This window comes from Priestia sp. FSL P4-0332, from assembly GCF_038005845.1.
GTDB lineage: Bacteria > Bacillota > Bacilli > Bacillales > Bacillaceae_H > Priestia.
Genome location: NZ_JBBOUA010000001.1, coordinates 3043028 through 3057361, shown reverse-complemented (window position 1 = coordinate 3057361; position 14334 = coordinate 3043028). Strand labels below are relative to the sequence as shown.

Below are 14334 nucleotides of genomic sequence, written 5' to 3'. Positions count from 1 at the left end.
ACGCTTATGTATAAGTTAGTGGATGGCTGATTTGAATTTGCCGCCATGCGCTTCTTGGGTATCCATAATGGTTGTAAATGCATGCGGATCTATTTCGGAAATAATGGTTTTAAGCTTGGTAATTTCTAAACGCGTCACAACTACGTATATGACTTCTTTTTCTGTACCTTCAAATCCGCCTTTACCGTAAAGCTTTGTAACGCCGCGTCCTAGACGATGTGTAATAGCATCTGACAGCTCTTCGTAGTGATTTGAAACAATAAAGGCTGCTTTTGTTTCATCAAGACCCTGAATAATCGCATCGATTGTTTTAGAAGCAATATAGTACGTAAGGATCGAGTACATGGCCTGTTCCCAACCTAGCACAAACCCTGCCCAAGCAAAAATGAAGATATTTAAAAACATCACAAATTCGCCCACAGAAAACGGGATTTTTTTTGTTAACAAAATACCTAAAATCTCAGTTCCGTCTAACGCTCCGCCGTGACGAATGACCGTTCCTACACCTGCTCCTAACAGTAGCCCGCCAAATACAGTAGCAAGAAGCGGTTCAGATGTTACAGCTGGAACATGGTGCAATTGAGATTCTACAATGGATAAAGCAACAACTGCAAACATAGATGAAAAGCAGAAGTTACGACCAATTTGTTTGTATCCACTATATAAAAAAGGGAGATTAAAGATGATGATAAGAAGACTGAACGGCAATTTCGTTAAGTAAACTAAAATTAGAGAAATACCGATAATACCGCCATCAATTACGGAATTTGGGACTAAAAATAATTCGATAGAAACGGCAGCCAAGGAAGCCCCAATTAACATCATAATGTAGCGATAAATGAGCCGACCTGCCTTTTCCTTTTTGTGCTGTTTCGTTGTCATAAAATCTTTCCTTTCAAAATACTGCCTATACGCAACTCTTACTAGTATAACTAAGTCTTGGGAACTCTATCCAATTATCTACTTTAAAAAAGACTAGCCAGAATAAACAAAATCCTGTTAAATTAAACGGTAGACATTTGCTGAAATAAAGGAGCTGTACATATGATAAACGTTTATATTCCAGCGCTTCAAACAAGCGCTGGCGAAAAAGCGGCACGCTATATTGATACATTAACCAAACCGATAGGAAGCCTTGGAAGACTCGAAGAAATAGCAGTGGAATTAGCGGCCATGACCGGGGAAGTTTTTCCGACAGTCACGCCGCCAGGAGTCCTCGTTTTTGCAGGCGATCATGGAATTGTAAAAGAAGGAGTTTCAGCTTATCCGCAAGACGTAACGGCACAAATGGCGCTGAATTTTTTGCAGGGAGGAGCAGCTATTAACGTGTTTAGTCAGCAAATAGATGCACAGTTCAAACTGATTGACATCGGCATTGCTTCTGACCTTTCCCATAAGGACCTTGTACAACGCAAAGTGAAGCTGGGGACAGCAAGTTTTTATAAAGAAGACGCGATGACGCGCAGTGAGGCAGAACTAGCTGTTCAAGTCGGATATGAAGAAGCTGAAGAGCTTATTGCCCAAGGAATTAAATGTTTGATTGTAGGAGAAATGGGCATCGGAAATACTACGTCAAGCACGGCTATTTTAGCTGTATTGACAGGAGAAAAAGTCTCTAAGCTTGCGGGAATGGGCACAGGGATTTCTGATGAACAACTGCGCCACAAAGTGAACGTGATTGAAGAAGCGCTGCAAAACAGGCACATTAACCCTCAGGATCCGATTGATATTATTAGTAAAATAGGGGGTCTTGAAATTGCCGGGATGACAGGTGCTATGCTGGCGGCAGCTGCTCACCGTATTCCTATTTTAGTAGATGGTTTTATTTGTACAGTTGCAGCCCTTCTAGCAACAAAAATCAATACACAAGCAAGAGACTATATGTTTGCTAGTCACGAATCTGTTGAACAAGGCCATGCGTGTGCAATGAAGCTTCTTGGCAAGAAACCGCTCCTCAACCTCAATCTTCGTTTAGGTGAGGGAAGTGGAGCTGCTGTTACATTTCCGCTGCTGCACTCGGCTTCACTGATGATTGCCAATATGGCTACGTTTCAATCTGCTGGAGTGTCTGAGAAAGAATAAACCTAAAAAAGACATGGAAACAAAACCATGTCTTTTTTCTTTATTTTATAAAAAAATCTTATATTTTTAACATCATAAACCAATAAATGCTAAAGCTAGCACCTGTTAAAATAAATGATCCAATAATTAACAATACCAGTGCAACGCGTCGTTTAATCGCTTGAATTTCTCTATCTTTTGGCAAACGTCCCATTGGTCTTCCTCCATTATGTAAATATTTCACGTATTTTCCTATTTTACTCCGCTTTAAAAAGAGAGAACATATGTCAAAGTTACTAAAAACCAAATTATTTTACAAAAAAATTGTATCCCCATTACAGCAGGGCAAAGAATACGTATTTTTTCAGTTAGAAAAGGACTGCTCTAAAGGTTTACTTACATGGCAACAACCTTTATCATATAACTGACTATACTATGATGTTATCCAAAGTTGGAAGAAATCTCAATAAATGTGAGTGTTATAATTACATGATAAGAGTCAGAAAATTTTAAAAAAGAGTGTGAGCAAACAATGAACGGTATGTTGATTATTCGGAACGGAGCTCCTTTTTATGAAGGAGCTTCCGTGCCTATTCCAAAAGATAAAGCCTGTATTATCGGACGAAGCAGTGAAGAATGGGAGCCTTATCTGGCCTTTCAAAGTGCTTACATTTCGCGCAAGCATTTTGAAGTAACGTACGAAAGCAATGCCTTTTTCATTACAGACTTGTTTAGTAAACACGGGACAAAAGTAAACGGAGAAGAGTTACAGCCTGGAACCCCTCGTTTATTGAAAGAGCAGGATGTCATTACCTTAGCAAATGAAGAGGCAGCTTTAGTATTTAGAAATGATGATATGGATGCAACCCTCGATTTAGGACCTTTGCTAAAACAAATAAATAAGCCATTTTACACATTAGATCCAATTTTGCAGAAAGTAAAAATAAAAGAGGAAACGTATATTCTGTCAGATAAAGAATACGCGTGCTTAGCTTATCTTCTAGAATACAACAATCAATTTGTTTCAAAAGAAGCATTAAAAAAAAGCGTTTGGCCTGAACGAGTAGAGTCAAATGGAGAAATTCTAGTAGCAGCGGAAGAGCTGAATGCGCTGATTTACCGGGTTCGCAAAAAAATAGGAACATATTTAGAAATCGAAGTGATTCGAGGAAAAGGATATTGGCTGCACTTTAACGAAAATGGACGTGAATAGAATCACGTCCATTTTTTAATCTCGTTTTACAGCATGTACACGTATATGTTTAGCTTCTGCTAGCCAAGATCCATTTTGAAATAGTTTATCTTGCATTCGATTTTCTAAGCGCGTAATGAGGACATTTTTTGTTTCTGTCGTCACGTGAGCAAAAAGAGGGGCTGCATTTGTTTCCAGCCAATTACGCAAGCCGTTTTCCCCTTTTAACAAGAAGGGACGGCTGTAGTGAATAGCCGTGGTGACTTGAAAATTCTGTGATTCCAAAAGAGAAGAATATTCAGCTACAGAAGGAAAGTACCATGGGAAATCTACATCGTTATAAGGGATATCAAACGTTTTAAATTGACGAATGATTTCTGTGAAAATTTCGTCCATGTTTCCTTTTCCCCAAAATTCTGCTACAAATCGGCCATTTGGTTTTAAAGCATTGTAAATGTTTTTAATGACAAGGTGAGGGGGACGGATGTCGTGTAAAGTTGCATTTGAAAAAACTGCGTCAAATTGTTCGTAATAAGGAAGGTTAAGGGCATTTAACTGTTCAAAGGATAAAGTTGGGTACTGATGACGAGCCTGTTCAATCATATTTTCAGAGCAATCGATGCCCGTTGCACGGACATGAAGCTTATTGAGCTGCGAAATAAATTCGCCAGTGCCGCAGCCAATATCTAAAATATGTTCGCCAGCTTGAGGAGAAAGAAGGTTCATAGCACTTCCTCCAAATGAAGAAACAAACGGAAGATGATACACTTGAGCAATTTTTTGTTGATTAACAGTTTGACTCATGAAGTGATTCCTCCTTTGTAAAAGATGATGACTATCGTTTTATAAGAAGAAACAAGCTTTGAATAGTAGATATGAAGTTATTGATAGAATTATACCATATATCTTACTTATTATGGCGAAAACTGCAAAGAAAAAGCGCACCAAACTTCTAGCTTGGGCGCTTACAAGCACGAACTATTTTATAATCATTAACCAAACTGAACAAATAGAGGAAGATCTGTATGACCCATCTCACGTACGTAGACGTATAAATTTCCTTTATGATGAATTTCATGGTCAATGGCCATTTGTAAGAGTTGACTTCCGGGAAGCTTTCTTCCAAACGCTGCAGTGGTGTCAATTGCTTTGTTTAAATCATCTTCGCTAAGTGAACGTAATACGTCTACTGTTTTTTGCGTATATTCAGCTGCAAGGTCCGATAATGATTTACCGCTAAAATCAGCTTTTTGACCAAGTGGAGATAAATCACCGGATTTTACCACTGATGCAAATGCATAAAAAGATGTTAAAATATGCGTAGATAAGTCAAAAGCGGACATAGATGTCGGGGCAGGCTTGTATTCGTAGTGACCTGCTTCAATTTTGTTGATTAATTCATTAGTTACGTTTCGATGTGCTAAAAAGTGATGAGTAATTTGTTCAACTGTCATGATGAAAGGCTCCTTTATTATGTATTTCGCTTCTGAGTATAGCATCTGAAACTCAGAAAGCGAAGAAAAAACTTTAACAAAAAGAAAAACAGCTGCATGTGAGCAGCTGCTTTTCTTTTTATTAGAAATTACGTTGTTTTAACTCTTCAAGTAATAACTCCATACCTTCGCGGCTTAAAGTTAATTTGCCATCTGCGATTGTTACGTTGTCAGAAGATACTTCGCCAGTAATCGCACAAGCACCGTTCGGCTCATATTTCTTTAAAATAATTCGATCTGTTTCGACAAAAATTTCAACAGGATCTTTTACATCTATTTCAAGAACACGTCTTAACTCTTTAGGAATTACGATACGACCTAAATCATCTACTTTTCTTACAATACCAGTCGATTTCATTTTTTAATCACCTTTACTTTTATATTTTATTGAGTACGCAAAATATTATTTTTGGAATTTCTAAGATGATTATATACTAGATAACCGCTAAATTTGTCGAAGTTATTAATATGTAAATGAACTGTAATATTATTGAAATATTATCTGTAAATACAAATCCTCCTACAATATGGAATATGTAGGGCTCTTTGTATGATATAGGAGATGCAGGAATTAATTACATTTGACATACCATTTTTTTTATGTTTATGCAGCAGCCTGGGGGTAGGCTACATGTAAGCGTGGAAGCAAACAAGTTGAAAAAATGAAGAAAATATGATTAAATCTAAAAAGTAACTTGCTCAAAATAATTAAATCGTAATGATTACGTATTTCAAATAAAAAATTGATAAAACGAAAGGATGACAAAGAGTTTGGCTAAAAAATCAAAAGTTGTGAAAGAACAAAAGCGTCAAGAGATGGTAGCGAGATATGCGCAATTACGCCAAGAGCTGAAGGAAAAAGGAGATTACGAAGCGTTAAAAAAATTGCCTAGAGATTCTTCACCAACCCGCTTAAATAATCGCTGCCGTGTTACCGGTCGTCCGCGAGGCTATCTTAGAAAATTTGAAATGTCACGCATCGCTTTTAGGGAATTGGCCTACAAAGGACAAATTCCAGGTGTTAAAAAAGCAAGCTGGTAGTATAAAAGCCCTCATTATGAGGGCTTTTATTATTTATTAGCTGCAAAATATCGAGCAATTCCTTGGTAAATACCTGTAGATATTTGCTGCTGATACGCGTTAGAAGAAACAATTTGCTCATCGTGAGCATTTGATAAAAAGCCTAGTTCAAGAAGTACAGCACGCTGGTTGTTTTCTCGAGTAACATAATAATCTCCAAAACGAACCCCCATATCCTTCATAGAAGGCGCGTTTTCAGCCATGCTTTCTTGAATGTATTTTGCTAATTCTTTATCTTTGGCTTCACTGTAATAAAATGATGCGATGCCGTTTGCAGAAGATGAAGTAGAAGCGTTATAGTGAATGCTGATAAATGCATCTGCATGCTTTGCTTCACTAACGTTCACTCGTCCGCTTAGTGAGATAAAAGTATCGTTTGAACGCGTCATAAATACATTTGCTCCAGAATTAGCTAGGCGGCTTGCCACAAGTTTTGCTGTTGTTAACGCTAAATTTTTCTCAATCGATGACTTGCCTGAAGTGCCAGGATCATATCCGCCGTGCCCAGCGTCTACTACAATAATTTTATCTTTTAAAGCAGCAGATGAGGAAGGCAAACTAGCTGAAGTTGTAGAACCAGCCGCAGCTGTTAACCCTTTTGACACCCATGCTGTTTGACTTGCAGAGTACTGAATTTGCACCCAGTCATTCGTTTCGCCTACTTTTTTGAATCGTTCACCTGCTTTTGCTACACGAATGATTCCCGCACTTAAGCTAGGCTGACTGCGCAAATTTGAAGCTTTTGTAATTTGAATCGACTGGGCTGGTTGTGAAGACTGTCCAGAATCAGCTTTTAGATACTGACTCGCCACCCAGCCGGTTTGACCCGATGCCGTTTTAATCTGCGACCAAGATCCGCTTACTTTTACCACCGTTACTTTTGAATTGCGCGATAAGTTCGTTACGATGGACGCGCTTGTGCTTGCAGAAGAGCGCACGTTCAATGAACTGGCATTAACGACCGCTGACTGTGATGACGTAGACCCAGAATCTTTAGCTGGCGCAGAAGAAGTAGAGCCTGCTTGTAAATACTGACTCGCCACCCAGCCGGTTTGACCCGATGCCGTTTTAACCTGCGACCAAGATCCGCTTACTTTTACCACCGTTACTTTTGAATTGCGCGGTAAGTTTGTCACGATGGATGCGCTTGTGCTTGCAGAAGAACGAACGTTTAATGAGCTCGCATTAACGACCGCTGACTTCGATGTCGAATTTGCGGTAGACGTACTGTTTGTTTGCGTTTTATTTATGTATTGAGATGAAATCCAAGCTTCTTTACCGCTATAGGTAATTTTAGCCCATCCTTTGCTTTCATCTACTATATCAACGGTGTTTCCCTTCGTTATTTTTCCAACGATAGCACCGCTTGTACTAGGCGTTGCACGTACATTTAACGATGTAGCAGTTACTTTGGCCGATTCAGCTGCATCTGCATCAATTGAGTGCAAAAGCAATGAAGAGCTTAAAAGAACAGAAGAAACGGCTGTGTACATGACATGTTTTTTACTCATTTTTTCCTCCTTGCAAATTACAAATTTCAACATAAGGTTATTGGTATACAAAGCATATATCGGCAAATAGTCCAAAATTTTGAGTGAAATCTACTATTATATCATAATACCGATATTATCCATCATACTATATGTCGAAATTCAATTGTATAATGAATTTGAACTATCTGCCATCCTTACCGATAAAATTTTACATTAATGTAAAATATAATTATGTTAAAGGTGGAATATAGAGATATTAAAAGCATTTAGTCCTTTGTTTATCGACATTTTGAGGACGTGTTTTATACTAGAAAAAATGTAAAATAGTATAAAGCAGCCGGATGTGAATAGGATAGAGGAGAGATAGCAGATAAAATCGTATCTATCTTTTGGAGGAGGAAACATCCACAATTATGAAACATTTAGAATAAAAATAACAAAAATATATAAAATAATAAAAAGCCTGTCTATATTGCTGTAAAGCTCGTAGCATAAACTAAAAGTAAATAGTTAGAAAATTCTTTCTTTTTATTTTGAAACATGATACAGTATAAAAAAGTGAAAGGGTGGAAACTGATATGCGAAAGATTGTTCAGTATGAAACAAAGTGGTCGCTTTTGTATCAAATGGAAAAAGAAGCGTTGCTTAATACACTAAAAGACTTTTCAGTAGACATCGAACATATTGGAAGCACGTCCGTTCCAGGATTGGCAGGTTCACCAATCGTTGATATTTTAATCGGAGTCAAACGCGAAGAAGACATAAATGAAGTGCGGGCTATATTAAAAAATAAATCTCACGTATATGTAGCGGAAAAAGAGATGTTTGTCTTATTAAAAGAAGGCGTTCCAGCTGCACACTATCCTCCAATTATGACAGCTAAAAATGCCCGTAGGCTCATTCCACATGATGCTAGAAGAAGTCATGTGTATGTAACGGTCAGTGAATCTCCTTACTGGAACGAACGAATTAATTTCAGGGAGCAGTTACGCTCGAGCGAACGTGCTAGAAAAAAATATGAAGGTATGAAATACGAGCTTTCAAAACGATTGTGGAACGATATTTCTACCTATGAGTACAAAAAAGAAGAATTCATTCAGCGCAGTCTATAAAAAACGTCATTTCAATTGAAATGACGTTTTTTAATTAATTATCTTGTAAAACAATGGTCTCAAGCTTGTCAGCAGTATTTACTGCGAGAACCGTATAGTTTTTACCGCTTTGAAGATTTGTTCCAGGAAGACTTAGTATTTCTTTTCCATCTGCTGTGGAAACAGATAGATCATACGAACCCGGATTTACTACTTGATAACCTGAAATGCTTTTAAAAGACAGATCTTTAAATAAAGGAGCAGCACCTTTAGGACCTACGTTTACCGCAGGAGCATCAGGAGATAAATGAGCAACACGTAAGCTTGCTTTTCCATCCATTCCTTGCTTATTATTCGTGAAAGCCTGTAGTTCAAGATTTTCCGCTTTATTTACAGCGGCCACTGTATACGATTTTCCACCGTCTACAACAAGGGTAGCTTCGATGATGGAATCTTTTGTTCCTTTTGTCTTCGCTTCGTATACTTCTACTTTATGAGAACCGGCTGACAAAGGCAAGGAGTTGGAGACATCTTTAAACTTTGCTCCTTCTACTAAAGCTTTGTCATCCACAAAAATGTCTACAGCCGGAGCATCCGGTGAAGCATGAACGATGCGAACTTCTGCATTTTGAGCTGTTCGCTCATCTGCAGCAGGAGGTGTTTCAGCGGCAAATACTAACATGCGGCTAAGTGCCAAGAAGGTAATCACTGCTGCCATTACGAATAGTCGTTTCATCAAGTATCACTCCTTTTTTAGTATACACAGCTTTATGTAAAGAGAAGGACTGTGCAGTTGTTAGCGTACACTAAATAAAATCAACTATTCGTTTGTTTGTTAACTTTTGATATGTTTACTGAGATTTCTGACGAAAAAATCGAAGAATAGCCAAAATATTGTACAGAGCTGTTAAGAGCCATGTCAATAAAAAGCCTAGGCCAAGCCCAATATTGGCATCTATATACGTATGCGTGAAGTCGTCATATACGACGTAGGAAAGAGGAGCAATCGACAGTAAAAATAGAAGAAAAAACAAAAGCTTTTTCCATCTGTTTAAAGTGAAGGTTAAATAAAAGAAAAGGAAAGCGGCGAACAATAGAAGACCGTCTCGAATAGCCCAAGGCAAAACGCCGATATGTGGATTAGCGAGAAGAAAAGTCGGGACAATCGAAAGGAGGAAAAGGAGAGAAAGTAAAGTTACGTGAAGTGTGTGCTTTTTTGTAAAAGCCGGCACCAATAAAAACGCTGCGGTTGCACTTAAAAGAAAATTACAAATTAAAATAAACTCCATATCAACACCTCATTTATTGAGTATTACTTTTAGTCTATTCAGCACGCTGTTAAAGTAGATAAAAAAGCTGCGATGTTCATCGCAGCTTTTGGTTATTCGAATTTAAATCCTTGTTTTTCAAGCATCGCTCGAACTTCTGGATAATAAATGGTTTTGTAAATAGCTGATACAGTTTGTGACCAGTTGCGGTCATCAGCACCGTTTGTTCTCTTTTTCATATACTCTGCCATTTCAGCATCATAGTCTTGAATCAATGACTTCAAGTCGTGATTATAGCTTTCACGATGGTGCACAGCAGCTTGTGGCAATCGAGGCTTTTTCGCAGAATGATCTGACGGATGTCCAACCACAAGACCGCTTACTGGGAATACGTATTCCGGTAAATCGAGCAGTTCAATGACTTCTAGCGGCTTTCTGCGAATTCCTCCGATTGGGACTGTACCTAAACCGAGTGATTCTGCTGCAACTGTTGCGGCTTCTAAAGAAATTCCAGCATCAGTTGCCCCGACTAAAATTGATTCAAGCCCATCGGTTACGCCAAGAGGGGCATCGTTAAGTTCAGCTGCAATCTTAGCACGATTAAAATCTGCACAAAAGATTAAAAATAGAGGAGCTTGGTCAATCCACGCTTGGTTGCCGGCAAGCTCTGAAAGTTTTTTCTTCTTTTCTTTATCTTGGACGCTAATAATAGTTACTTGCTGTCCATTAATAGAAGAAGCGGCTGACTGAGCAGATTGAATAATCGTATCTAAATGTTCGTCACTTACTGCTTCGTCTGTATACTGACGGATAGAACGATGATCTTGAATTGTACGAATTGCTTCATTCATGATGCGTCATCCTTTCAAAGAAGTTATGATTAACCTTGTAATGTTTTTACATCTAAAGGTGCTACAAGTACGCCAGTTTGAGCAAATGCTACAAAACTTTGGAAGTGAGCTGATTTATTGTGTGCTTGAATTGCTTCTTCGCTTTTCCACTCTTCAATCATCATAAATGTGTTAGGTGTAAAAGCATCTTCAAATAGTTGATAGTTGCTGTTTCCTTCTTCTTGTAAAGAATGCTTAATTAGTTCTTGTACGTTTTCTAAAAATTCTTCTCTTTTTGCTGGGTTAACTTTCATTGAAGCTTGTAAATGAATCATGGGTGATTCCTCCTTTAATAATGATGGTGCTTTATATTATTTGTTTTGTTTTTAATCTTTCATTCAATTTACGATTAAAATGAAGATAAGTTCGAATATCATCGAACAATGAAACTATAACACCGATTAAATAACAGTGCAAGGAATTTAGTTCGAAAGTTATCGAACATTGATACACAAAAGAAGCTGTGTTATATTTTAAGCATGAGAAAACCTTATCAACCACCGAAATCTGAAATTAAATTAACGCCTATTTTACATGCGTTGAGTGATCCTAACCGGCTGCGAATTGTACAGTGTTTAGCGACAAGAAAGGAGCAGACCTGTTCGTATTATCAAAAATTAAATGTATCAAAATCAACGCTATCACATCATATTAAAGTACTTCGCGAAGCTGGAATTATCAAACTACGTATAGAAGGTACGCAGCACTATTATTCCTTGCGTTTAGAAGATCTTGAGGAATTGTTCCCAGGTCTGCTTCCTTCCATTATAAATATAGATGAGCAATTATTTTAAAAGCTGAACGATGTTTTGTTCAGCTTTTTTGTTCAAAATAAATGTGTGCATGCAGGCTGCACCCGGGATTAAAAGAAGAACGACAGTGAGGGCAAGTCGAGTTACAGGTTAAGTATTCATTAATTGATAGCTCATGTTTACATACTCCGCAAAGAATAGCTTTTTTATTAAACATAGCTTTTGGCCACCTTTTAATATCATGATCAGCATGTCCGTTATGACATTGATAGCATGGATAATATGTATTACAGCAATAAAATTTTATTGCGATAATATCTTTAGCTGTATGATAGTGCGTACAGCGCGTTTCGGAATCCACCGTATCACCTTTTACTGCAGGTACAGATTTGTTCATTATCATCACTCCCTATGAAAAGTATAGCATGCTTTTATACGCCTTATCATACATATGTAAAAAGAAAAATGCTATAATAAAACCATCGTTTTACATGTCAGATTGCATGCTAAAAAGATCAGATAAAAATTGATGTCAAAACAGATCGATTAAGTGAAGTAAAGAGAGGAAGAAAAAATGAGTAAGCAAGTTATCGTTTTTACCGGAGGCGGAACAGCTGGACACGTAACACCAAACATTGCCATTATGAAAGAATTAGACAGTGAAAAATGGGATATCCATTATGTCGGTTCTCACAATGGTATTGAGAAAGAATTAATTACAAAATTAAACGTTCCATATCATGCGATTTCAAGCGGGAAGCTGCGTCGATACGTAGATATGGAAAATGTAAAAGATGTATTTCGAGTAGCAAAAGGAGTTGGCGATGCACGTCGCGTGCTGAAAAAGTTAAAGCCTTCTCTTGTGTTTTCAAAAGGCGGTTTTGTCACAGTTCCTGTTGTAATGGCTGCTAAATCGCTAAACATTCCCGTGTTCATTCATGAAAGTGATTTAACACCGGGACTGGCAAATAAAATTGCGCAGAAATTTGCCACTAAAGTTTTCACTTCTTTTGATGAAGCGGCAAACTATTTTCCAAAAGAAAAAGTGCAGGTTGTTGGTTCACCTATTCGAAAAGAATTATTTAGCGGAAGCGCAGCGAACGGGGAAAGCTGGCTTCGCTTTTATGATAAGCGCCCAATTTTAACCATTATGGGCGGAAGTTTAGGAGCACGTCGCATCAATGAAATTGTTCGAGAGTCCTTGCCTGAACTGCAAAAGAAATTTCAAATTGTACACCTGTGCGGAAAAGGCAATGTTGATACAAGCCTTGAAAAAGAGTCGGGCTACCGTCAGTTAGAATATGTAAATGAACAGCTTCCAGATGTTCTAGCGGCCACTGATTATGTGATTACACGCGGCGGATCAAATGCTATCTTTGAGTTTTTAGCCCTTCATAAACCGATGATGATTATTCCTTTGTCAAAAGCACAAAGCCGCGGAGATCAAATTTTAAATGCACAGTCCTTTAAGAAAAAAGGCTACTGTATGGTTGTGGAAGAAGAACAGTTAACAAAAGAAGTGTTTTTGCGGGAAGTAAATGAGCTTCAGCAGCAGGCAAGTACGATGAAGCGTACAATGCGTGAAGCAACAAAAACGGATGCCATTTCAATTCTTGTAAATGAAATTGAGAAAATGAGTTAAAAAAAAGGCTGGGACAAACGTACTTTAGCCGAAGTGAAAAACGAACCATTGATCAAGGTGTTTGATTAGTGGTTCGTTTTTTTTGTTAAAGTGAACGTAGGTTTCACCTGTTCAGATCCTTCTAGCAGTTGATTGGAGGGCAAGAAGAAGCCTCCTGCGGAAAGCGAAGTCTTGCACAGAAATCAACTGCGGTGTCACAAGCGGTTCAGCTCATGTATCCCATTTGTTCATCTTTAGATGGGCTACATTCAGTCACAACCTTTTTTTCTTCGAATCTATTATTTTAAAATAATGAATATACATAGAAAAATAAAGCTTTTAAAATTTCAAAAAATGTTGTTGACAGTAAATTTTAACAGGAGTAAGATTACTCTCATGAAACGTTCCACTGTGAAACGCTGAGTCTTTTCTGAAAGAGAAGGAAAGAGCGGAGGACCCAATTATCAGGGGTGAATCTCTTAATTGAGTAGGGTTACTTTCTTGACCCGAACCCGTCAGCTAACTTCGTAAGCGTTAAGAGAGAGGATGGTGTAATCGTGGTCGTTTTCTATAACAGCGGATAGTACGCTCCTTTCAAAATATAGGTGAAAGGAGCGTCAAGATGCATTTATCTAAGCAAATGATTCAATTGATTGAATACCGAGCAATGTGCGACCAGCAATCTTTTGATCTAGCAAACCGCTATTTGTCTACGTTAGCTAATCAAAGTTTTAAACGCAGCAGTAAAAACCATAATTAAGTCTAAAAATTAAATAACAAATATACGCTTAATCAATTATGAGCGGGGGACCCAATATTTTGTACGTATGTACTAGGGGTGAATCTCTTAACTGAGTAGGGTTACTTCCATAACCCGAATCCGACAGCTAACTCCGTAAGCGTTTTGGGAGTAAAAAAATTCGTGTCGATCACGGCTTATTTGTCGTGCATTAAACCGCGGAAGAGAACTCTCTTCTGCGGTTTTTTTAATGGGGAAAATAGGAGAGCAGGTTATGTCTGCACCGTAAAGAGGATATAGTAGGGCTTTTAAAACGAGAGCAACAATACGTGAGGATTAAACAATCAAAGATAACCTTTCGCAGCTAGCTCACTTGGGCGTGATGCTTTACGCACAGAAACAGTCACTACGCTTAATCATGGGTAGTAAGAAACAGTTAGGAGGGAGCAACTTGGATATAATCATGCTTGGAACGCTTGCCATATTAACAGCTGCTATGTACGGAATTATTTGCTGGTCGTCTCATGTAGTAGACGAAAGAGAGGAGAAGTGAACATGTCGTTCATTTTGTTAGGTATTTCAGTTCTCGTTTTAATTTATTTAGTATATGTACTGTTAAATCCAGAACAATTTTAATAAGCGGAGGAATAAAAC

At 38.0% G+C, this 14334-nt stretch carries 19 protein-coding genes and 2 riboswitches; of the genes, 8 read left to right on the top strand and 11 right to left on the bottom strand.

Going from position 1 to position 14334, the window contains the following annotated elements; all coding sequences use genetic code 11:
* Nucleotides 1-15: 15 nt before the first annotated feature.
* Nucleotides 16-882, bottom strand: coding sequence for a YitT family protein (locus MKY06_RS15575; protein ID WP_013057742.1), 867 nt, complete (start codon nucleotides 880-882; stop codon nucleotides 16-18).
* A gap of 162 nt (nucleotides 883-1044) precedes the next feature.
* Here MKY06_RS15575 and cobT point away from each other — a divergent pair, with 162 nt between their 5' ends.
* Complete coding sequence (cobT, locus tag MKY06_RS15570; RefSeq protein WP_289915676.1) at nucleotides 1045-2082, top strand: nicotinate-nucleotide--dimethylbenzimidazole phosphoribosyltransferase; 1038 nt, start codon at nucleotides 1045-1047, stop codon at nucleotides 2080-2082.
* Nucleotides 2083-2140: 58 nt separating this feature from the next.
* On the opposite strand, the gene MKY06_RS15565 is transcribed toward cobT, so the two are convergent.
* On the bottom strand, nucleotides 2141-2275 hold the full coding sequence (locus MKY06_RS15565; RefSeq protein ID WP_013057740.1) for a hypothetical protein: 135 nt from the start codon (nucleotides 2273-2275) through the stop codon (nucleotides 2141-2143).
* A 318-nt stretch (nucleotides 2276-2593) separates the two neighbouring features.
* Here MKY06_RS15565 and MKY06_RS15560 point away from each other — a divergent pair, with 318 nt between their 5' ends.
* Nucleotides 2594-3274 (top strand): FHA domain-containing protein, encoded by a 681-nt coding sequence (locus MKY06_RS15560; RefSeq protein ID WP_013057739.1) that lies wholly within the window; start codon nucleotides 2594-2596, stop codon nucleotides 3272-3274.
* 15 nt (nucleotides 3275-3289) lie between these two features.
* Here MKY06_RS15560 and MKY06_RS15555 read toward each other — a convergent pair whose 3' ends face one another.
* The 3 genes from MKY06_RS15555 to MKY06_RS15545 form a co-directional block, all read right to left on the bottom strand.
* Complete coding sequence (locus MKY06_RS15555) at nucleotides 3290-4057, bottom strand: class I SAM-dependent methyltransferase (RefSeq protein WP_013057738.1); 768 nt, start codon at nucleotides 4055-4057, stop codon at nucleotides 3290-3292.
* A 188-nt stretch (nucleotides 4058-4245) separates the two neighbouring features.
* Complete coding sequence (locus tag MKY06_RS15550) at nucleotides 4246-4707, bottom strand: DinB family protein (protein ID WP_098288068.1); 462 nt, start codon at nucleotides 4705-4707, stop codon at nucleotides 4246-4248.
* Nucleotides 4708-4828: 121 nt separating this feature from the next.
* Entirely contained in the window at nucleotides 4829-5104 is a 276-nt protein-coding gene (locus MKY06_RS15545) for an AbrB/MazE/SpoVT family DNA-binding domain-containing protein (RefSeq protein ID WP_013057736.1), read from the bottom strand.
* 413 nt (nucleotides 5105-5517) lie between these two features.
* Here MKY06_RS15545 and rpsN point away from each other — a divergent pair, with 413 nt between their 5' ends.
* Entirely contained in the window at nucleotides 5518-5787 is a 270-nt protein-coding gene (gene rpsN, locus MKY06_RS15540; RefSeq protein ID WP_013057735.1) for a 30S ribosomal protein S14, read from the top strand.
* A 29-nt stretch (nucleotides 5788-5816) separates the two neighbouring features.
* Here rpsN and MKY06_RS15535 read toward each other — a convergent pair whose 3' ends face one another.
* A complete protein-coding gene (locus MKY06_RS15535) occupies nucleotides 5817-7337 on the bottom strand; it encodes an SH3 domain-containing protein (RefSeq protein ID WP_289915660.1) in 1521 nt (506 codons plus the stop codon).
* 560 nt (nucleotides 7338-7897) lie between these two features.
* On the opposite strand from MKY06_RS15535, the gene MKY06_RS15530 reads away from it, so the two are divergent.
* The gene (locus tag MKY06_RS15530; protein ID WP_013057733.1) at nucleotides 7898-8431 is read left to right on the top strand and encodes a GrpB family protein; all 534 of its coding nucleotides are present in this window, start codon (nucleotides 7898-7900) and stop codon (nucleotides 8429-8431) included.
* Nucleotides 8432-8465: 34 nt separating this feature from the next.
* Here the strand turns inward: MKY06_RS15530 and MKY06_RS15525 are convergent, their stop codons facing one another.
* From MKY06_RS15525 to MKY06_RS15510, 4 genes are all read right to left on the bottom strand, one after another.
* Nucleotides 8466-9146 carry a DUF4397 domain-containing protein gene (locus MKY06_RS15525; RefSeq protein WP_029322686.1) on the bottom strand — a complete coding sequence of 227 codons (681 nt, stop codon included), beginning with the start codon at nucleotides 9144-9146 and terminating at the stop codon, nucleotides 8466-8468.
* Nucleotides 9147-9261: 115 nt separating this feature from the next.
* Nucleotides 9262-9699, bottom strand: a complete 438-nt coding sequence (locus MKY06_RS15520; protein ID WP_013057731.1) for a hypothetical protein — start codon at nucleotides 9697-9699, stop codon at nucleotides 9262-9264.
* Between the two features lie 92 nt (nucleotides 9700-9791).
* Nucleotides 9792-10529: an oxygen-insensitive NADPH nitroreductase gene (nfsA, locus tag MKY06_RS15515; RefSeq protein ID WP_013057730.1), complete on the bottom strand. Its 738-nt coding sequence runs from the start codon at nucleotides 10527-10529 to the stop codon at nucleotides 9792-9794.
* Nucleotides 10530-10558: 29 nt separating this feature from the next.
* Nucleotides 10559-10843, bottom strand: coding sequence for a putative quinol monooxygenase (locus MKY06_RS15510; protein ID WP_013057729.1), 285 nt, complete (start codon nucleotides 10841-10843; stop codon nucleotides 10559-10561).
* A 204-nt stretch (nucleotides 10844-11047) separates the two neighbouring features.
* On the opposite strand from MKY06_RS15510, the gene MKY06_RS15505 reads away from it, so the two are divergent.
* Nucleotides 11048-11362, top strand: coding sequence for an ArsR/SmtB family transcription factor (locus MKY06_RS15505; RefSeq protein WP_029322683.1), 315 nt, complete (start codon nucleotides 11048-11050; stop codon nucleotides 11360-11362).
* A gap of 19 nt (nucleotides 11363-11381) precedes the next feature.
* On the opposite strand, the gene MKY06_RS15500 is transcribed toward MKY06_RS15505, so the two are convergent.
* On the bottom strand, nucleotides 11382-11717 hold the full coding sequence (locus tag MKY06_RS15500; RefSeq protein ID WP_029322681.1) for a CHY zinc finger protein: 336 nt from the start codon (nucleotides 11715-11717) through the stop codon (nucleotides 11382-11384).
* 177 nt (nucleotides 11718-11894) lie between these two features.
* Between MKY06_RS15500 and MKY06_RS15495 the strand changes: the two genes are divergently transcribed.
* The 3 genes from MKY06_RS15495 (at nucleotide 11895) to kdpF (ending at nucleotide 14316) form a co-directional block, all read left to right on the top strand.
* Nucleotides 11895-12962, top strand: coding sequence for an undecaprenyldiphospho-muramoylpentapeptide beta-N-acetylglucosaminyltransferase (locus tag MKY06_RS15495; protein ID WP_029322679.1), 1068 nt, complete (start codon nucleotides 11895-11897; stop codon nucleotides 12960-12962).
* Between the two features lie 386 nt (nucleotides 12963-13348).
* A riboswitch (cyclic di-AMP (ydaO/yuaA leader) is annotated at nucleotides 13349-13491 on the top strand.
* Nucleotides 13492-13563: 72 nt separating this feature from the next.
* On the top strand, nucleotides 13564-13701 hold the full coding sequence (locus tag MKY06_RS15490) for a hypothetical protein (RefSeq protein WP_155660383.1): 138 nt from the start codon (nucleotides 13564-13566) through the stop codon (nucleotides 13699-13701).
* 15 nt (nucleotides 13702-13716) lie between these two features.
* Nucleotides 13717-13857: riboswitch (cyclic di-AMP (ydaO/yuaA leader) on the top strand.
* A 378-nt stretch (nucleotides 13858-14235) separates the two neighbouring features.
* Nucleotides 14236-14316, top strand: coding sequence for a K(+)-transporting ATPase subunit F (gene kdpF, locus MKY06_RS30730; protein ID WP_063611563.1), 81 nt, complete (start codon nucleotides 14236-14238; stop codon nucleotides 14314-14316).
* Nucleotides 14317-14334: the final 18 nt, after the last annotated feature.

Coding starts and splice junctions, on each gene's coding strand:
- MKY06_RS15545 (WP_013057736.1), bottom strand. CDS start 5,104: ATGAAATCGACTGGTATTGTAAGAAAAGTAGATGATTTAGGTCGTATC.
- MKY06_RS15495 (WP_029322679.1), top strand. CDS start 11,895: ATGAGTAAGCAAGTTATCGTTTTTACCGGAGGCGGAACAGCTGGACAC.
- MKY06_RS15490 (WP_155660383.1), top strand. CDS start 13,564: ATGCATTTATCTAAGCAAATGATTCAATTGATTGAATACCGAGCAATG.
- MKY06_RS15555 (WP_013057738.1), bottom strand. CDS start 4,057: ATGAGTCAAACTGTTAATCAACAAAAAATTGCTCAAGTGTATCATCTT.
- nfsA (WP_013057730.1), bottom strand. CDS start 10,529: ATGAATGAAGCAATTCGTACAATTCAAGATCATCGTTCTATCCGTCAG.
- MKY06_RS15510 (WP_013057729.1), bottom strand. CDS start 10,843: ATGATTCATTTACAAGCTTCAATGAAAGTTAACCCAGCAAAAAGAGAA.
- MKY06_RS15560 (WP_013057739.1), top strand. CDS start 2,594: ATGAACGGTATGTTGATTATTCGGAACGGAGCTCCTTTTTATGAAGGA.
- kdpF (WP_063611563.1), top strand. CDS start 14,236: ATGTCGTTCATTTTGTTAGGTATTTCAGTTCTCGTTTTAATTTATTTA.
- MKY06_RS15505 (WP_029322683.1), top strand. CDS start 11,048: ATGAGAAAACCTTATCAACCACCGAAATCTGAAATTAAATTAACGCCT.
- MKY06_RS15550 (WP_098288068.1), bottom strand. CDS start 4,707: ATGACAGTTGAACAAATTACTCATCACTTTTTAGCACATCGAAACGTA.
- MKY06_RS15535 (WP_289915660.1), bottom strand. CDS start 7,337: ATGAGTAAAAAACATGTCATGTACACAGCCGTTTCTTCTGTTCTTTTA.
- MKY06_RS15525 (WP_029322686.1), bottom strand. CDS start 9,146: ATGAAACGACTATTCGTAATGGCAGCAGTGATTACCTTCTTGGCACTT.
- MKY06_RS15500 (WP_029322681.1), bottom strand. CDS start 11,717: ATGAACAAATCTGTACCTGCAGTAAAAGGTGATACGGTGGATTCCGAA.
- MKY06_RS15565 (WP_013057740.1), bottom strand. CDS start 2,275: ATGGGACGTTTGCCAAAAGATAGAGAAATTCAAGCGATTAAACGACGC.
- MKY06_RS15530 (WP_013057733.1), top strand. CDS start 7,898: ATGCGAAAGATTGTTCAGTATGAAACAAAGTGGTCGCTTTTGTATCAA.
- cobT (WP_289915676.1), top strand. CDS start 1,045: ATGATAAACGTTTATATTCCAGCGCTTCAAACAAGCGCTGGCGAAAAA.
- MKY06_RS15575 (WP_013057742.1), bottom strand. CDS start 882: ATGACAACGAAACAGCACAAAAAGGAAAAGGCAGGTCGGCTCATTTAT.
- MKY06_RS15520 (WP_013057731.1), bottom strand. CDS start 9,699: ATGGAGTTTATTTTAATTTGTAATTTTCTTTTAAGTGCAACCGCAGCG.